At 71.0% G+C, this 15,313-nt stretch carries 16 protein-coding genes; 6 read left to right on the top strand and 10 right to left on the bottom strand.

The features are described 5' to 3' along the window. Positions 1-42: 42 nt before the first annotated feature. The 6 genes from ACYVF7_RS07520 to ACYVF7_RS07495 all read right to left on the bottom strand — a co-directional run bounded on the left by ACYVF7_RS07520 (position 43) and on the right by ACYVF7_RS07495 (position 4,849). Complete coding sequence (locus ACYVF7_RS07520) at positions 43-396, bottom strand: VOC family protein (protein WP_460336874.1); 354 nt, start codon at positions 394-396, stop codon at positions 43-45. Between the two features lie 44 nt (positions 397-440). After that, positions 441-1,916 (bottom strand): hypothetical protein, encoded by a 1,476-nt coding sequence (locus tag ACYVF7_RS07515; RefSeq protein ID WP_460336871.1) that lies wholly within the window; start codon positions 1,914-1,916, stop codon positions 441-443. 65 nt (positions 1,917-1,981) lie between these two features. Further along, positions 1,982-2,386: a cupin domain-containing protein gene (locus ACYVF7_RS07510; RefSeq protein WP_460336868.1), complete on the bottom strand. Its 405-nt coding sequence runs from the start codon at positions 2,384-2,386 to the stop codon at positions 1,982-1,984. A gap of 240 nt (positions 2,387-2,626) precedes the next feature. Next, positions 2,627-2,848, bottom strand: coding sequence for a ferredoxin (locus ACYVF7_RS07505; protein ID WP_460336865.1), 222 nt, complete (start codon positions 2,846-2,848; stop codon positions 2,627-2,629). A 28-nt stretch (positions 2,849-2,876) separates the two neighbouring features. Next, positions 2,877-4,076: a cytochrome P450 gene (locus ACYVF7_RS07500; RefSeq protein WP_460336862.1), complete on the bottom strand. Its 1,200-nt coding sequence runs from the start codon at positions 4,074-4,076 to the stop codon at positions 2,877-2,879. Beyond that, positions 4,076-4,849 (bottom strand): TetR/AcrR family transcriptional regulator, encoded by a 774-nt coding sequence (locus tag ACYVF7_RS07495; protein ID WP_460336858.1) that lies wholly within the window; start codon positions 4,847-4,849, stop codon positions 4,076-4,078. Before ACYVF7_RS07495 ends, ACYVF7_RS07500 begins: the two co-directional genes overlap by 1 nt. A gap of 189 nt (positions 4,850-5,038) precedes the next feature. Here ACYVF7_RS07495 and ACYVF7_RS07490 point away from each other — a divergent pair, with 189 nt between their 5' ends. After that, positions 5,039-6,577 carry an alkaline phosphatase D family protein gene (locus ACYVF7_RS07490; protein ID WP_460336855.1) on the top strand — a complete coding sequence of 513 codons (1,539 nt, stop codon included), beginning with the start codon at positions 5,039-5,041 and terminating at the stop codon, positions 6,575-6,577. Between the two features lie 19 nt (positions 6,578-6,596). On the opposite strand, the gene ACYVF7_RS07485 is transcribed toward ACYVF7_RS07490, so the two are convergent. Beyond that, positions 6,597-7,229: a TetR/AcrR family transcriptional regulator gene (locus ACYVF7_RS07485; protein WP_460336852.1), complete on the bottom strand. Its 633-nt coding sequence runs from the start codon at positions 7,227-7,229 to the stop codon at positions 6,597-6,599. Between the two features lie 86 nt (positions 7,230-7,315). On the opposite strand from ACYVF7_RS07485, the gene ACYVF7_RS07480 reads away from it, so the two are divergent. After that, the gene (locus ACYVF7_RS07480) at positions 7,316-8,203 is read left to right on the top strand and encodes an SDR family oxidoreductase (RefSeq protein WP_460336849.1); all 888 of its coding nucleotides are present in this window, start codon (positions 7,316-7,318) and stop codon (positions 8,201-8,203) included. Here the strand turns inward: ACYVF7_RS07480 and ACYVF7_RS07475 are convergent. After that, complete coding sequence (locus ACYVF7_RS07475; RefSeq protein ID WP_460336846.1) at positions 8,173-8,835, bottom strand: flavin reductase family protein; 663 nt, start codon at positions 8,833-8,835, stop codon at positions 8,173-8,175. The genes ACYVF7_RS07480 and ACYVF7_RS07475 overlap by 31 nt on opposite strands. Before the next feature lie 106 nt (positions 8,836-8,941). After that, entirely contained in the window at positions 8,942-9,637 is a 696-nt protein-coding gene (locus ACYVF7_RS07470; RefSeq protein WP_460336843.1) for a TetR/AcrR family transcriptional regulator, read from the bottom strand. Positions 9,638-9,742: 105 nt separating this feature from the next. On the opposite strand from ACYVF7_RS07470, the gene ACYVF7_RS07465 reads away from it, so the two are divergent. Beyond that, a complete protein-coding gene (locus tag ACYVF7_RS07465; protein ID WP_460336840.1) occupies positions 9,743-11,110 on the top strand; it encodes a serine hydrolase domain-containing protein in 1,368 nt (455 codons plus the stop codon). 7 nt (positions 11,111-11,117) lie between these two features. On the opposite strand, the gene ACYVF7_RS07460 is transcribed toward ACYVF7_RS07465, so the two are convergent. After that, entirely contained in the window at positions 11,118-12,428 is a 1,311-nt protein-coding gene (locus tag ACYVF7_RS07460; protein WP_460336837.1) for an alpha/beta fold hydrolase, read from the bottom strand. A gap of 71 nt (positions 12,429-12,499) precedes the next feature. Between ACYVF7_RS07460 and ACYVF7_RS07455 the strand changes: the two genes are divergently transcribed. From ACYVF7_RS07455 to ACYVF7_RS07445, 3 genes are all read left to right on the top strand, one after another. Continuing rightward, the gene (locus ACYVF7_RS07455; RefSeq protein WP_460336834.1) at positions 12,500-13,177 is read left to right on the top strand and encodes a TetR-like C-terminal domain-containing protein; all 678 of its coding nucleotides are present in this window, start codon (positions 12,500-12,502) and stop codon (positions 13,175-13,177) included. Positions 13,178-13,329: 152 nt separating this feature from the next. Then, positions 13,330-14,550, top strand: coding sequence for a riboflavin synthase (locus ACYVF7_RS07450; protein WP_460336831.1), 1,221 nt, complete (start codon positions 13,330-13,332; stop codon positions 14,548-14,550). Continuing rightward, positions 14,547-15,275, top strand: a complete 729-nt coding sequence (locus ACYVF7_RS07445) for a class I SAM-dependent methyltransferase (RefSeq protein ID WP_460336828.1) — start codon at positions 14,547-14,549, stop codon at positions 15,273-15,275. Before ACYVF7_RS07450 ends, ACYVF7_RS07445 begins: the two co-directional genes overlap by 4 nt. Positions 15,276-15,313: the final 38 nt, after the last annotated feature.

The raw sequence follows: 15,313 nt of genomic DNA, 5'->3' as shown, positions 1-15,313 counted from the left end.
ACCCTGGACCGCCGGCATGTCACCGCCTGCGTGCGGACGCGGTCAGGCGGGCTGCCACAGCTCGACCCGATTGCCCGCAGGATCGGTGACCCAGCCGAATCGACCGACACCCTCCATGTCCTGCGTCTCTTCGGCCACGTCCGCTCCCTTGGCGCGCAGTTGCGCGAGCATCGCGTCCAAATCGCGGACCCGGAAGTTGAGCATGGTCTGCTGGGCACGGGACCCGAAGTAGTCGGTCTCGGACTCGAACGTCGCGAACACCGTCGGTCCGGCTCCCTGACGCCACAGGCCGTTCTCATCGGCATCCAGGCCCAGGCAATCGCGATACCACGCGCTCAGCGCCGCCGGGTCGCCGGCCCGCATGAAGTATCCACCGATTCCAAGCACACGTTCCATGCCGCGTATCTTGCCAGGACGGCGATCGGGCGGGCCGTGCGGCGTCAGGCCGCCGGGGCGGTCGAGGAGGGCGCCGACGGGGGAGGTGCCGGAGGCACGAATGTCGACGGCTCGACGGGCGATTCCTCGGCGGGGGCGCGGCGGCTCGTCCGCCACACGACGAGGACGAACACCGCCAGCCAGACGAGGTTGACCCAGCGCACGCCGAGGTGCTGGTAGCCGTTCACGCGGACGCCAGGAAGGGTGAACACCCCGAGCAGGACGCCGCGGACGATGACGGTCCAGTCCAGCCGCCGGTACGGCAGCAGCGCCAGCATCGGCAGCAGCATGGCGTCGTACCAGGGGTACTGCAGCGGCGAGACGAGGGTGGTGCCGAACGCCAGCACGGCCACGGGCAGCACGTCGAGCGGCAGCCGCCGTGCCTCGGCGGACGGCTGCCGCCACAGTGCGAAGGGCAGGCCGGCCCGCCACCACAGGAAGGCCGTCAGCGCGACCGCGAGCACGCCCATCCACACCATGTAGAGCCCGTGGTGGTTCAGGATGAACTCCGGCACCGGCAGGTACCGGTCCTTCTTGCGGCCGAGCCGGGCGTTGAGCGAGTGCATCGCCGCCGGCCCGGCCAGCACGTAGCCGCCGACGCCGACCACGAGGAAGCCGACCACCGTGGCCGCCGCGCGCCGGTACCGCGCCGGGGACAGCCAGGCGGCGATCACCAGCCCGGCCGCGGGGAAGAGGAACGACGCCTTGACCGCGACCGAGGCACCGCCGAGCAGGCCGCCGGCGAAGGCCGAGCGCCGCGCCGCGTACAGCGCGGCCACGAGGAAGAACACCGCGAAGACGTCCGCGTGCCCGCTGCCCACCATCCAGAACAGGATCAGTGGGTTGGCCGTCCACAGCAGGCAGGCGCGGAGCCGGCGCACCGGGTCGGGTCCGGTCATCCGGTCGAGGATCAGCCCGGTGCCGATGAACGCGGCCGCGTTGGCCCACTTGAGCAGGAAGATGATCCGCGCCATCGAGTTGCCGCCGAAGTGCGCGGCAAGCCACTGGATTCCGGTCATCACCGGCCCGTACACGGTGGGGACCCGCTGCCAGCCGCTGGGCAGCAGCAGGCCGACCGGGTCACCCGTGTGGGAGAGGCGCAGCGGCGTCGTGACGTACGGGTTCCGGCCCAGGTCGGCGATGCGCCCGTAGATGGCGTAGTTCATCATGTCGACGGAGCCGGTGGGCGGAAGCAGCGCGTACACGCAGGCGACGACCACCCCGGCTAGCAGCAGGCGGCGTGGGCTCACCCACGGGCCCCGGCGCAGGGCGTACAGCCCGGACAGCACTCCGGCTCCCGCGCACCCCGCCGCGATCCACGTCAGGGTCGCGACCGTCGCCCAGGACGGAGAACCCCCGAAGCTCAGGAACGGCCAGGTCGGGCCGAAGTACGGCACGGCAGCGGAGGTGCCGAGCATCATTGCCGCGCCCATCGCGACGATGCTCGCCCCCAGCATCACCCAGGAAAAGACGCGGGACATGGAATACGACGTTAAGGCCGGAATATCGGGGTCGCAGCCGACCCCGCGCGGTGTTCACCGAACGCTCATCTGACGGTCGCGTGGAGGCTGAGCGCGTATCCGGGACCGGGATTCACCAGCTCACGCGGGTGCCCGCCGCCGTACACCCGGACCCGGTTGGCCCGCAGCGCGCGCTCGGCGACCCCCTGGTCCGTGATCGTGCGTTCGGACAGCTCTCCCGCGAGCACGGCGAGCACATCGGCGGTGGGAGCGGCGCGATGCCCAGGCGCCCAGGCGTACAGCCAGATCTCCTGCTCCCCGGGGAGGCGCACGGGCACGCCGTCGAAGCGGGCGAGGTTCCACCAGTCGCCAGGGCGGGCGGCGAGCTCGCGGACGAGCCCGGCCAGCCGGCCGATCGTGACGGTGGGACGGGCGGCGTACGGGCCGGCCTCGCCCTGCATGGTCAAGTCAGGGATGACGGACAGGTTCAACGGGAAGTCCTTCGTAGCGCGGCGGAGCCGCAGGCCTGGTGGTCGGTCTGAACGAGGTCAGCGACAACAACACGAAGGACACAGCGCGGCGACCGCGTGGCGAGAGGCCACGGGAGCGGTCGGGATCTGGCGCGCTGGCATGGAGTCAAGTGTGCAGGCGGCCGAGGGGTGCCGTCAAACGCACGCGCCGAGCGGGTGGGCAGGGCGACCCTGCCCACCCGCTCGATCGGCTGGACGCCGTCACTGCTCGGGGGCGACTATCTCCCCGGTCTCCTTGTCGCGGATGCTGATCGCCTCGACCGGGCACGATTCGGCGGCGTCGACGGCCTGCTCGGCCGGGTCGGTCTCCCGACGTATGGGCCGGGATGTGCCGTCGACGAGCGTGAAGTGGCCGGGTGCGGCTCCCGCGCAGATGCCGGATCCGATGCAGGTGTGCCCGTCCACCTCGATCAGCCAGGTCATTTCGTGTCCTTCCCGTCTCCTCGGGTTCTCACTGGTCCCAGGCGATCGGCATCCGCGCGGGTGCCCGCGTGGCCACCCCGGTCTTCCAGACGGTGTCCTCTTCGGAGGTGGCGAACCGCAGGTCCGGGAGGCGGTGCAGCAGGGTGCCCAGGGCGACCTGGAGCTCCATCCGGGCCAGTTGGGCGCCCAGGCAGTGATGCGGGCCGTGGCCGAAACCGATGTGGGACGCCTCTTTGCGTTCCAGATCGAGCGTGGCGGGGTCGGTGTATACCGATCCGTCCCGGTTCGCCGAGTGCAGGGCGACCACCACGGGTTCCCCGGCGCGCACCGTCACCCCGCCCAGTTCGACGTCTTCGAGCGCGTAGCGCGCGCTGCCCGCGCCGTTCCCGAGGGGGACGTAGCGCATGAGCTCCTCCACCGCCTGCGGAATCAGGTCCGGGTCCGCGCGTAGGGCCGCGAGTGCCTCGGGGTGGGTCAGCAGCACGTAGACGAAGTTGGGGATCTGCGAGGCCGTCGTCTCGTGACCGGCGACCAGGATCCCCTCGGCCATCGTCAGGAGCTCCTCCTCTGACAGCCGGTCGTGCTGGTCGCGCGCCTCGACGAGCGCGCTGAGCAGGTCGTCCTGAGGGGCCTTCCGGCGTTCGGCGATCAGGCCCGCCATGTAGTCCCGCATTTTCCCGGTGTGCTCGGCGACCTCTTCGGGGGTGAACCTGGTGGTGGACAGGAACGCGTCGGACCACAGACGGAAGTCGTGCCGGTCTTCGACGGGCACCCCGAGCAGTTCGCAGATCACGGTGATCGGCAGGGGCAGCGCGAAGTCCTCGACCAGGTCGGAGGGCGGTCCGGCGGCCAGCATCCGGTCCACCAGATGGTCGGCGACCTGCTGGGCGCGGGGCCGCAGCTGTTCGACGCGACGGGCGGTGAACGCCTTGGCCACGAGTCTGCGCAGGCGGCTGTGCTCGGGCGGGTCCAGGCGCAGAAGGTTGCCGGGCGACCCCACGTGGAGCCGTGTCCGCGGTTCGTCGCGCCCGGCGCCGGCGGCCCGGCTGAACCGCGGATCGCCGAGGACGACCTTGGCGTCCTCGTAGCGGGTGACGAGCCAGGCGGGCTCTCCGTACGGGAGTTGGACCCGGCACAGGCGCTGTTCGCGGAGCTCGTCGAACGCCGGAGCGACGTCCAGTCGTTCGGACGCGCCGAGCAGATCGGACCAGGGTTTCACCGTTGTCATCACCGACTCCTCTGGGGAAACGTGGTGTACATCACGGGACGGGGGGCCACGCCGATCAGGCCGGAACGCAGACGCCAGCCCGATCGCTCGCCCAGCGCGGGCGCGAGCAGATGGCACAGGGCGTCGACGAGCAGCTCGAGCGGATCATCGGTGGCCACCGGCCACTCACCCGCGAGCCATACCGCCAGAAACGACTCCGTCTGCAGCACGGCCATCAGGGCCCGCTGCCGGGCCTCTGCGGGAGAGGTGCCCTGCCAGCGTGGGAGGTCCTCGGTGAGCAGGGCGACGTGGCGTTCGCGCGCGGCGCGGGAACGGTCGCGGGCGCCGTCGCCGGTCGCCGTCGGCCCGGCGGCGACGAGCGCCCGGACCACCGGGGCCATCCGGCGCCAGCGTCCTGCGGCGCCCTCCAGCCATGTGCGGATCGCCTGGCGGGTCCACACCGGCTGGGTGGCCAGGTCGGTGTAGGCCTCGTCGGCGACCTTGTACATGTGCGCCACGAGCGCCCGCACGATCTCGGTCTTCCCGGCGAAGTGCGCGTAGACGGTCACCCGGGTGACCCCCGCCGCCCGGGCGATGTCCTCCATCGTCGCCTCGGCGAAGGACGTGGTCTCGAACACCGCCACCGCACCGTCGAGGATCCGGCGGCGGGTCAGCCTCTTCTGCTCCTCGCGCAGGCTCAGCCGGCCTTCAGGCACCGCCGGATCGGCGATCGGCGACGGCGTCGCTCCGGATTCGGCCGGGGCGCCGTCGTGAAGCACCGGATGATGATCCACGCCATGACCGTACGTCGTGACTGTTCGCCATACAAGATGTAAAGCGAACTGAGGCAGATCGTCCGGAGGGAACCGGCCCGGACGTCCCAGGTCAGCAGGGGCTGTTTACCTCGACGCCGCACCCGGGCCCCGTACCGGACATCGGGAGCGGCCACGATCGGTCCGGTTTTTCTGAGACAGGAGTGCACGATGGGACTCGACCGCCGTTCTTTCATCCGCAACGGTCTGATCGCTGGAGGCGGGGCGACGCTGCTCGGCGCCGGCCCGCAGGCCGCGGCACTTGTACGGGCCGGGCGCCCGCAGATCACCCACGGGGTGCAGAGCGGGGACGTCTCCGCCCACGGGGGGATCGTGTGGACCCGCGCCGACCGGCCCGCGCGGATGCTCGTCGACGTGAGCACCCGGCCCGACTTCCGGCGGTTCGCCACCGTCCGAGGTCCGCTGCTGACGCCGGACACCGACCTGACGGGGAAGGTGCCGCTGCGGGACCTGCCCGCCGGGCAGCAGATCCACTACCGGGTGCGCCTCGCCGACCCGCACGACACGTCGCTGCTGTCCGCGCCCACCGAGGGGGCCTTCCGTACGGCGCCCCGCACGCGCCGCGACATCCGGTTCGTCTGGTCCGGTGACCTCGCCGGGCAGGGCTTCGGCATCAACCCCGACATGGGCGGTTACCGGATCTTCAAGGCGATGAAGGCCCTGGACCCGGACTTCTTCCTGTGCAGCGGCGACCACTGGTACGCCGACAACCCCATCCCGGCGACGGTGAAGCTCGCCGACGGGCGGATCTACCGGAACGTCACGACCCCGGAGAAGTCCAAGGTCGCCGAGACGCTCGCGGAGTTCCGCGGTCAGCACCGGTACAACCTCATGGACGACAACCTGCGCGCTCTCGCCGCGGTCGTCCCGCAGATCAACCAGTGGGACGACCACGAGACGCACAACAACTGGTGGCCCGGGCAGATCCTCGACGACCCGAACTACACCGAGAAGCGCGTCGACGTGCTGTCCGCACGGGCCCACCAGGCGCTGTTCGAGTACCTGCCGATCACCGACCGGCCGAACACCCACGGCCGCGTCTACCGCAAGATCTCCTACGGGCCGCTGCTCGACGTGTTCGTCCTCGACATGCGGACCTACCGCGACGCGAACGGACCGGACAACGCCACCGCCGACGACCAGGGCATCCTCGGCACGGCGCAGGCGGAATGGCTCAAGCGCGAACTGGCCGCCTCCAAGGCCACCTGGAAGATCGTCGCCGCGGACATGCCGCTGTCGCTCGTCGTCTCCGACGCGCACGGCATCGAGGCCGTCTCCCAGGGCGACAGTGGCAAGCCGCTCGGCCGCGAGCTGCAGATCGCCGACGTGCTGTCCACCATCAAGAAGCGGCGCGTACGGAACGTCGTGTGGCTCACCGCCGACGTGCACTACACGGCCGCGCACTACTACGACCCGGCCAAGGCCGCGTTCCAGGACTTCGACCCGTTCTGGGAGTTCGTGTCCGGCCCGCTGAACGCCGGCGGGTTCGGGCCCAACGCCCTCGACGGCACCTTCGGGCCGCAGGTGAAGTTCCAGCAGGTCCCGCCGCACGCCAACACGTCGCCGCTGGAGGGCTACCAGTTCTTCGGCGAGGTCGCCATCGACGGCGGCGCCGGGGCGCTGACCGTACGGCTCCGCGACCTGGACGGCAAGGCCCTCTACACCGTCACCCTCGACCCGAAGCGCTGACGGCCCCGTCGCGGATCCCTCAGGCTGGATGCCGTAGCTGAGCGGCGAACAGCGACTCCAGGGCGTTCAGCATGAGGGACCGGGCGCGGTCGGTTCCGCCGGCGATCCTCCCGGCCATCGCCAGCGACACACATCCGTGCAGGAACGCCCAGAGCGTGTCGGTCGCCCCGGCAGGGTCGGCCAGCTCGGCGTCCCTGGCCTCCGCGATGCTCTGCAGGGCGATGCGGAGCGTCCGGAAGGCACCCTTGGCCTCGGCCGGCGTCTCGGCCGTGCCGAAGGGCACGCCGTCCAGGCCGTTCATCGCCTGGTAGAGCTCGGGCGCGGCGAAGGCGAAGGCCCAGTAGGTCTCGGCCATCGCGGTCAGCCGGTCCTCCGGGGACGCCTTCGCCGCCTCGCTCAACCGGTCGGTGAGCTCGGCGAAGCCGACCGTCATCAGCTCGAGGAGCAGTTGCTCCTTGCCGGCGAAGTGCTGGTAGAGAATCGGCGCGCTGTATTCGAGCCGGCCGGCGATGCGGCGGATCGTGACGGCATTCCAGCCCTCCTCGGCCGCGATGCCCCTGGCCGCCTCCAGGAGGCTCGCGCGCATCTCCTGACGCTCCCGCTCCCGCCGCTTCCTGCTGGCGCTCGGCTCGGGCTGAGCCTTCGTCGTCACGTCGCCCCCCTCGTTGACAGCCGCATCCTATCGTCGATCTAATATCTAACATTGTTAGATCTTTGAACAATGTTAGGAGCGGGCGCGTGATCGTCGTTTTCGGTGGTACCGGCAGGCTCGGCCGCCAGATCGTGGAGCGGCTGCACAGCGATGGGAACGCGGTGCGGGTCGTCACTCGCGATCCGTCCTCCGCCAAGTCCCCCAGGGGCGTCGAAGTCGTCGCGGGTGACCTGCTCGACCGGCCCTCGCTGGTACGGGCCGTCACCGGCGCCAGGGCCATCGTCTGCACCGCCCAGGGCGGCGGAGGCAAGGGCAAGAACGGCCCGACGGGCATCGAGGGCAGAGGCATCCCCGGCCTCATCGAGGTCGCGCAGGACACCGCGCTCGAGAACTTCGTCTACTTCTCCACCGCCAGTGCGCGCCCTGACAGCCCGGTCGCGTTCTTCCGGCTCAAGTTCGCGGCGGAGCGGGCACTGCGCGACAGCGGGCTGCCGTACTCGATCCTGCGGCCGACCCACCTCATGGACACCTGGGTGGAGATGCTCGCCGGGTCGCTGACCGGCAAGGGCAAGGCCACGATCTTCGGCTCGGGAGAGAACCCGGTGTCATGGGTGGCCGGCGTCGACGTCGCCCGGGTCGCGGCGGACCTCGCCGTACAGCCCGGCCGCGGCTGGTCGGCCGACCTCGGCGGCCCCGAGGACCTGACGCTGAGGACGGTCAACCGGCGCATCGCCGCCGCGCTGGGGGTGGAGATCAAGGGCGAGAACACGATGCCGGTCAGGATGCTCAACACCGTGAGCCCGCTGATCCGGCCGTTCAACCCGGTCCTCGCCCGGCAGATGCTGATGGGCGCGGTACTCGACACCGAGCCGCAGGTCGTCGACTCCAGCGAGGTCTGGGGCCGGTACGGCGAGCCGCTGTCGCTGTCGGCGTGGCTGGAGACCTACCGGCTGGGCGTCAGGGAAGGGGTCTGATCGGCGCCGTTCATCCGGTGCGGCATGTTCCAGCCGTCGGCGAGCCGCGACGGGTGGATGTTCTCGCCGCCGCCGAAGAAGTCACAGAACTTCATGATCAGCGGGTCCCACCGCAGCGGGTCGACGTAGTGCGTCCCCGGGATGATCAGCTCTTCCTCGACGTGGCTGCGGACGACCCGTACGTGGAACGCGGTCGCGTGCAGATCCGGGCCTTCGAGCGGATGCGCCGCCTCGACCACGCACTCCAGCTGGATCGGGCACTCCGCGACGCGCGGCGCTCCCACCAGGTCGGCGGGCTGCTCGGTCAGCCCGGCCGTCCCGAACTTGTCCCGCTCGGACCGGTAGCCCTGCTCCAGCTTGAAATCCGGGACCTCGGGCTTCCCCGTCAGCAGCGCGAGCCGGTCGACGGCGTCGACCATCGCCGAGGACGCGAGGTTGAGCACGCACTCGCGTTCGCGCTTGAGGTTCGCCGTCGTCTGGCCGCTGTTGCCGAGGCCCAGCATGCAGCGGTCCCCCAGCCACCACGCGGACGACATCGGCGCGAGATTCGGCGACCCGTCCTCGTTACGCGAGCCGATCAGGACCACCGGGGTCCCGAAGTACAGCACCTTCAACGCGGCGACCTTGTGCATCTTCCCCGTCCTCGTTCGCGGTGTACGGAACGACCCTGCCCGTAGTCCGCCGGGGACGCTGGCCGGAATACGACGTGTGGTTAGCGACCACCGGGCCGGGCGAGGATCACTCGCGGCGGTTGTCCGCACCGGCGGCGAGGCGTGCTTCGAGACCGTCGAGGATGGCCTGGAGACCGAACGCGAAGCTGTCGTCCGGCGCCCCCAGGTAGTCGGCCGCGGCGGCGGTGCCGAGGCGCTCGCGCAGCCGCGGGAACCGCATGGCGATCTCGGTGGCCTGCGCCATGGTGTCGGCCATCCGCCGCTCAACGTCTCCGCCGTTCCTGCTCAGCCGCCGGGTCAGCGAGAGCTGCGCGGCGGGCCCGAGGGCGCTGCCGAGTACGAAGACGAACAACGAGGCGGCCGCCTGATCCGCGTCCGCGCCGGTGAATCCCGCCTTCTCGTGGATGGCGAGGGTGTGGTCGTCGTAGCGGCTCTTGGCGGGCCCGTAGAGGAGGTGGCTGCCGAACGCCTGCCCCAGCCAGGGGTGCCGGGTGAGCATGGCGTGCATGCCGGTGGCCGTGGCCGTGGCGGCCGTACGCCAGTCCGTGCCGTCGAGATCGGGCAGCTCGACCTCGTCCCAGATCGCGTCACCGGCGAGCCGGACCAGTTCGTCCTTGGTCTTGATGTGCCAGTAGATCGCGGTGGGGGCCGAGCCGAGCCGTTTGCCCAGGCTGCGCATGTTGAGGCCGTCCAGCCCCTCGTCGTCCAGCAACTCGATGGCGGCCCGGACGATCTGGTCTGCGGTCAACGTGTCTCGCGGCATGGCGATCAGCCTACTTGTACTAAGTTCAGGCAAACACTTGCACTTTGTTCAACTGCCGATCTAGAGTCCTTCTCGTACTTAGTTCAAGTCATTCGAGGGGTAGACATGATGGCGCAAGAGTTGGCCGATTTCGTCAAGGCGACCGCCGAGGAATTCGGTGTCCCGGGAGCCGCCGTCGGCGTGCTGGTCGGCGGCCGGGAGATCCACGTCGCGCACGGCGTGACGAACGTCGACCACCCGCTGCCGATCGACGAGCACACGCTGTTCCCCGTCGCATCGGTGACCAAGACCTTCACCGCGACCGCGCTGATGCGCCTGGCCGCCGAGGGCAAAGTGGACCTGAACGCTCCGGTGCGCCGGTACGTGCCCGAACTGCGGCTGGCCGACGAGCGCAACGCCGCCGAGATCACCGTGGCCAACCTGCTCAACCACACCGCGGGGCTGGACTGGAACCTCATCGACCCCGAGACCGGGGACGGCTCCCTGGCCGCCTTCGTGGCCAAGATGGCCGAACTGTCGATCATCGCGCCGCCCGGCGCGCGGGCCTCCTACAGCCAGGCCGGCTACAACCTGGCCGGGTACGTCATCGAGAAGGTCACCGGTCTGCCCTACGAGAAGGCCGTGGCGTCGCTGGTCCTGGAGCCGGTCGGCCTGACCGACACCGTCTTCGACCTGGACGACGTGGTCCTCCGGCGGTTCGCGGTGGGATACAACCGCGGCGAGGACGGCGCGCTGCATCCCGCGCGTCCGTGGAAGGCCGACCCGGCAGGCCAGCACGGCAACAATCCCGGCGGGGGCGGGGTGTCCTCGGTCAGCGACCTGCTGCGCTGGGCCCGCTTCCACCTCGGCACCGGCGACGGCGTACTGCCCGCCGAGGCACTGCACGCCATGCGGGAGCAGACCGTCGAACTGCGGGCCAGCACGCTCGGCGACGGCTTCGGCATCTGCTGGTTCCTGCGCCAGGTGGGCGACGTCGCCACGATCGGACACGGCGGGTCGGGCAACGCCCAGTTCGCCGAGCTGCTCATCGCCCCCGACCACGACTTCGCCGTCGTCTCGCTGTCCAACCTCAGCCCCGACGGCTACCGGTTCAACCAGGCCGTCCTCCGCTGGGCGCTGGAGCACTACCTCGGCGCGGTCGAGCGCGACCCCGAACCCGTCCCGTACGACGAGACGCGGGCGCGGCAGGTCGCCGGACGCTACGAGATCGACGCCATGAACCTCGACATCGCCACCGACGGCATCGCGCTCACCCTCGCGGTCGGCATCAAACCGGAGATCCGCGCCGCCTCCGAGGTCGACATGCCGGAGGACTACCCCGCCGCCGCCATCGGCTTCCTGCCCGGCGACGGCGACGAGTACATCGTCACCGAGGGCGGTCTGAAGGGGCAGCGCGGCTTCTTCTCCCGCGACGGCAGCGGCACGATCGTGGGCGTCGACCTCGCCGGGCGCCTCTTCAGCCGGGCCCCGTGAGGATCGTTCACTTGTGGTCGCGCAGGAATGACGGGATGTCGGCGCGGGTCGGGTAGTTCGGCAGGGGCGCCGGCCTGTTCCGCAGGAACGCGCTGATGACGGCGGCGGCTCGTTGGTCGTTGCCGTCGAGGCCGTTCCACATGTGGTGTCCGACGCCCGGCAGGTACTGGGTGCGCTCGATGGCGGGGTCGTTGGCGAGGACGGTCGTCTCCCACTGACGGACCTGAGCGGAGCACTCGGCGATCATCAGCATCGCGGGAGTACGGGAGCGCCTCAGCTGCGGGGCGATGGAGGGTGAGTCCTTGATCGTCTGGTCGACGTGCAGGCTCGCGGCGGCGCTGAAGGAGAAGTTCTGCGCCGTGTCCTCGGTGGGGATGCGGTGCGCGTCCCGCGCACAGTAGGCGGACGCGGTGTCGCTGCCGAGGTCGGCGGCCGTGAAGGCGTTGTCGCCTTCGGCCTGCCCGATCAGGCCGGTGCCGGGGGTGAGGAGCCCGAGTCGCATGAGGCCGAACGCGACGGCGTACCGGGGGACGTGCGTGGACCGTGGCCCGGTCATGGCGGGTGCGAGGCCGCGCGCGGACGGCCGTCCCTTCGGCCCGGTGATCCGCGTGGTGGGGCCGTCCATCGGGCCGGGTTCCGCGATGATCGCCCGGTGGACGCGGGCGGCGACGTGCGGGTCCGCCAGGGCCCGGGTGAGCACGACCGCGCCTGAGGAGAAGCCGAGAACGTCGGCCCGGCCCTTGCCCAGGTGGTCGATGACGGCGGCGAGGTCGCGCACCGACCTGGAGATCGTGTACTGCTCCATGGGGAGCAGGCCGCTGCGTCCGCCGCCGGCCTGCTCGTACGCGTAGACGTCGTAGCCCTGCCGTGCCAGGAGCTGCAGGAACCGGTGGTCGCGCACCGCGATGCTGCGGACGGGTCCGCCGTTCATGTACACCAAGGGCCTCGGGGCACCGCCGGATGCGGGCGGGTAGTGGTACACCGCGACCCGGCTTCCGGTGGCCAGGTCCCAGTGCTGCGTCGCCACGAACGGCAGGTCGGGCGGGTATCGCCGCTGCGTGGGCACGGTCGGGACGCACACCGACGCGGTCAGCGCCGCTGCGACGACCACCGGCAGGAACGGCCTGAGGCGGGTACGGCGGCGGCCCCGCCACAGTGCGGCGACGGTCCCGACGCCGAGAGTGGTCAGCCATGCGGCGAGCCCCGAACCTGCTCCGTCCGTCAGGACGATCAGTGCGAGGAACAGGCCGAGCAGCCCCACGACGGAGGCCAGGGCCAGGCTCAGACGACCAATGAAGCGGATGAAGGCGTGCGTCATCACAATCCCTTGCGAGGAGTTTCCAAACGATGTTTCAAAACAACGTTATCAGCGCGGGCTAGGCTGTCGTCGTGGGAAGGCCGAGAACCAACGACGACACCGTGAAGGACCGTCTCGTCGAGGCCGCGACCGAGATGTTCGCCACCCGGCCACGGGAGTCGATCACCGTCCGCGCCCTGGCCGCTGCCGCCGGGACCTCGACCGCGGCCCTGTACTCGCTGTTCGGCGGCAAGGACGGGCTGATCGGCGAGGTGCGCAACCGGGCGGTCGCCGGGCTGTTCCGGGACCTGTCGGCGGTGCCGACCTCCGACGACCCCCTCGCCGACCTCTACGAGCTCGCCGTCGCGTACCGGCGATGGGGGCGCGAGCACAGCCACCTGTACACGGTGTTGTTCGGTGGCGTGCAGTCCTTCGACCCGTCGGGCACGGTCGGTGCCGGCGACCCCGTCCGGCCGCTCGTCGAGGCGATCGACCGCGCCTTGTCGGTCCCCGTGCTCGCCGGCGACGCGACCTCCATCGCCCTCTCGCTCTGGGTGACCCTCCACGGCCTCGTGACCCTCGAACTGGCCGGTGCCCTCGACACCGCCACGGCCGAGGCCACCTTCCGGTCGACGATCCTCGCCACGCTGCGCGGCTGGACCACCCCGACGGTGTTCGGCGTCCTCCGGCGGGGTGACGCACCACCTCTTGAGCGCGAAGATCATCGCGTGTTATACGTGGATCGGTGCGATTCCAAGGTGCGGCGGTGACAGCCCGCCGGTTCCACTGTTCGCGGTGGGACGACTCGGTGTGATTCCGAGGCCACGCGGTGACACCCCGCCACCTCTCGGACCCGCTCTCCTGGGTCCCTGGTTCTCCCTGCGGTGAGGATCGTCCTCCCGCCGTCGAGAGGTGGTGTCGGATGTTCACTGGGCACATCGACGAGATCGCTACGGTCGTGGCCGTCGACGAGGCTCGCATCGTGGTCAGGGCGCCGAAGGTCGCCGCGGGCACGCCCGGCTCGGTCAGCGTGAACGGTGTGGGTCTCACCGTCGTGCCGACCGGGCCCGGAACGGACCTGCTGGAAGCGGCCCTTTCGGCCGAGACGCGGCGCCGGTCGACCCTCGATCAGGTCCGGCCCGACACGCCGGTCAACGTCGAGGCTCCGCTCTCGCTGGGCGATCCGCTCGGCGGCCATCTGGTGCAGGGCGACGTGGACGCCGTGGGAAAGGTCGTCAGGGTCGACGACGAGGGCCCCATGCGGCGGTTGTGGATCAAGCCGCCGGAGCGCTTCCTGTCGCTGATCGTCGCCAAGGGCCAGGTCGCGGTCGACGGCGTCAGCCTGACCGTCGCCGAGGTGACCCGCGACCGGTTCTCGGTGGTGCTGATCCCGTTGACCCTGCGGGCGACCACGCTCTCCGACCTGTCGGCCGGGGACCGGGTGAACCTGGAACCGGACCTGGTCACCCGGCTGACCCGGTGCCGGCCGTACGACCCGGTACGGGCGGTGAGCCAGGTGGTCGCGGCGCTGCCCTGGGCGGGACGCCTGACCGGAGCGGGCGGCGTTCAGAAGGCGCTCGCGCAGCTGGCGTCCGGAGGAGCGGTGCTCATCTGGGACCCGGATCGCGAGGGCGAGGGTGACGTGGTGTTCGCGGGGGCGCGGCTGCGCCCGGAGGCGTTCACCTTCCTGCTCACCCAGGTGTGCGGGCATTCGACCGTGCCGTGCGCGCCGGAGGCCCTCGACCGGCTGGAGATCGATCCCATCCCCGGTCCCGGCGACCGGCACGGCACCCGCCCGCACGTCCCGGTGGACCTGGCGGCCGGAACCGGCACGGGGGTATCGGCCGCCGAACGCGCCGCGACCGTACGCCGGCTGGCACACCCGGACGCCCGCCCGGAGGACTTCCTGCGGCCCGGGCACGTCTTCCCGCTCGCCGCCCGGCCCGGCGGCCTCGCCGAACGCGCGGGCCACACCGAGGCCACCGTCGCCCTGTGCGTCGCGGCCGGGCTGCCGCCCGTCGGCGTGTGCTGCGAGGTCATGAACCCCGACGGCACCATGGCCAAGGCCGCCGACCTGGAGATCTCCGCGCTGCGCTGGGGTCTCCCCCTGCTGGACGTCGCCGACCTCGTGAGGTACCTGTGACGGGGATCGCCGGCCGGGAGCTCTACGACGACCCGCGTTTCTTCGAGGGCTACCGCCGGCTCAGGACGTCCGGTGCCGCGCTCAACGACGCCGTCGAGGTCCCCGCCATGGCCCGGCTGCTGCCCCCGGTGGCGGGCCTGTCGGTCATCGACCTGGGCTGCGGTACGGGCGCGCTCGCGCGTCGCCTGGCCGACGAGGGAGCCGAAGACGTACTGGCCGTCGACGCCTCGGAACGGATGCTGGCGGCCGCCGAGCCGCACCCCCGCGTCCGGTACCTGCGCGCGGACCTGGAGACGCTGACCCTCCCGCCCGGCTGTGCCGACCTGGTCGTCAGCGCCCTCGCCCTGCACTACGTCGCCGACTACCCGGCCCTGATCCGGTCCGTCGCCGGCTGGCTGCGTCCCGGCGGAGGACTCCTCTTCTCGCAGGAACACCCGATCTGCACCGCCCGCCGGCCGATGGCCGGCTGGCTGGAGACCGGCGACGGCATGGTCTGGCCGGTCGACGACTACGCCGCCGAAGGACCCCGGACCCAGAACTGGATCGTCGAGGGAGTCGTCAAACACCACCGACGCCTGGCGACCCTGATCAACACACTGCTCGGGGCGGGTCTGGAACTGACCGGGATCGACGAACCCGTTCCCGCCCTAGACGGCAGCCCCGAACTGGCCGAACACCTGAGGCGTCCCCCGATCCTGCTACTCGCCGCCGTCCGGCCCCCGTGAGGCTTGGGCGGGCTTCGCGGCGGCGTCGTGGACCCGCC

The sequence above is a fragment of the Actinoallomurus acanthiterrae genome (assembly GCF_054775715.1).
Note: the sequence above shows the minus strand (reverse complement) of the source record. Positions and strands in the feature narration are given on the sequence as shown.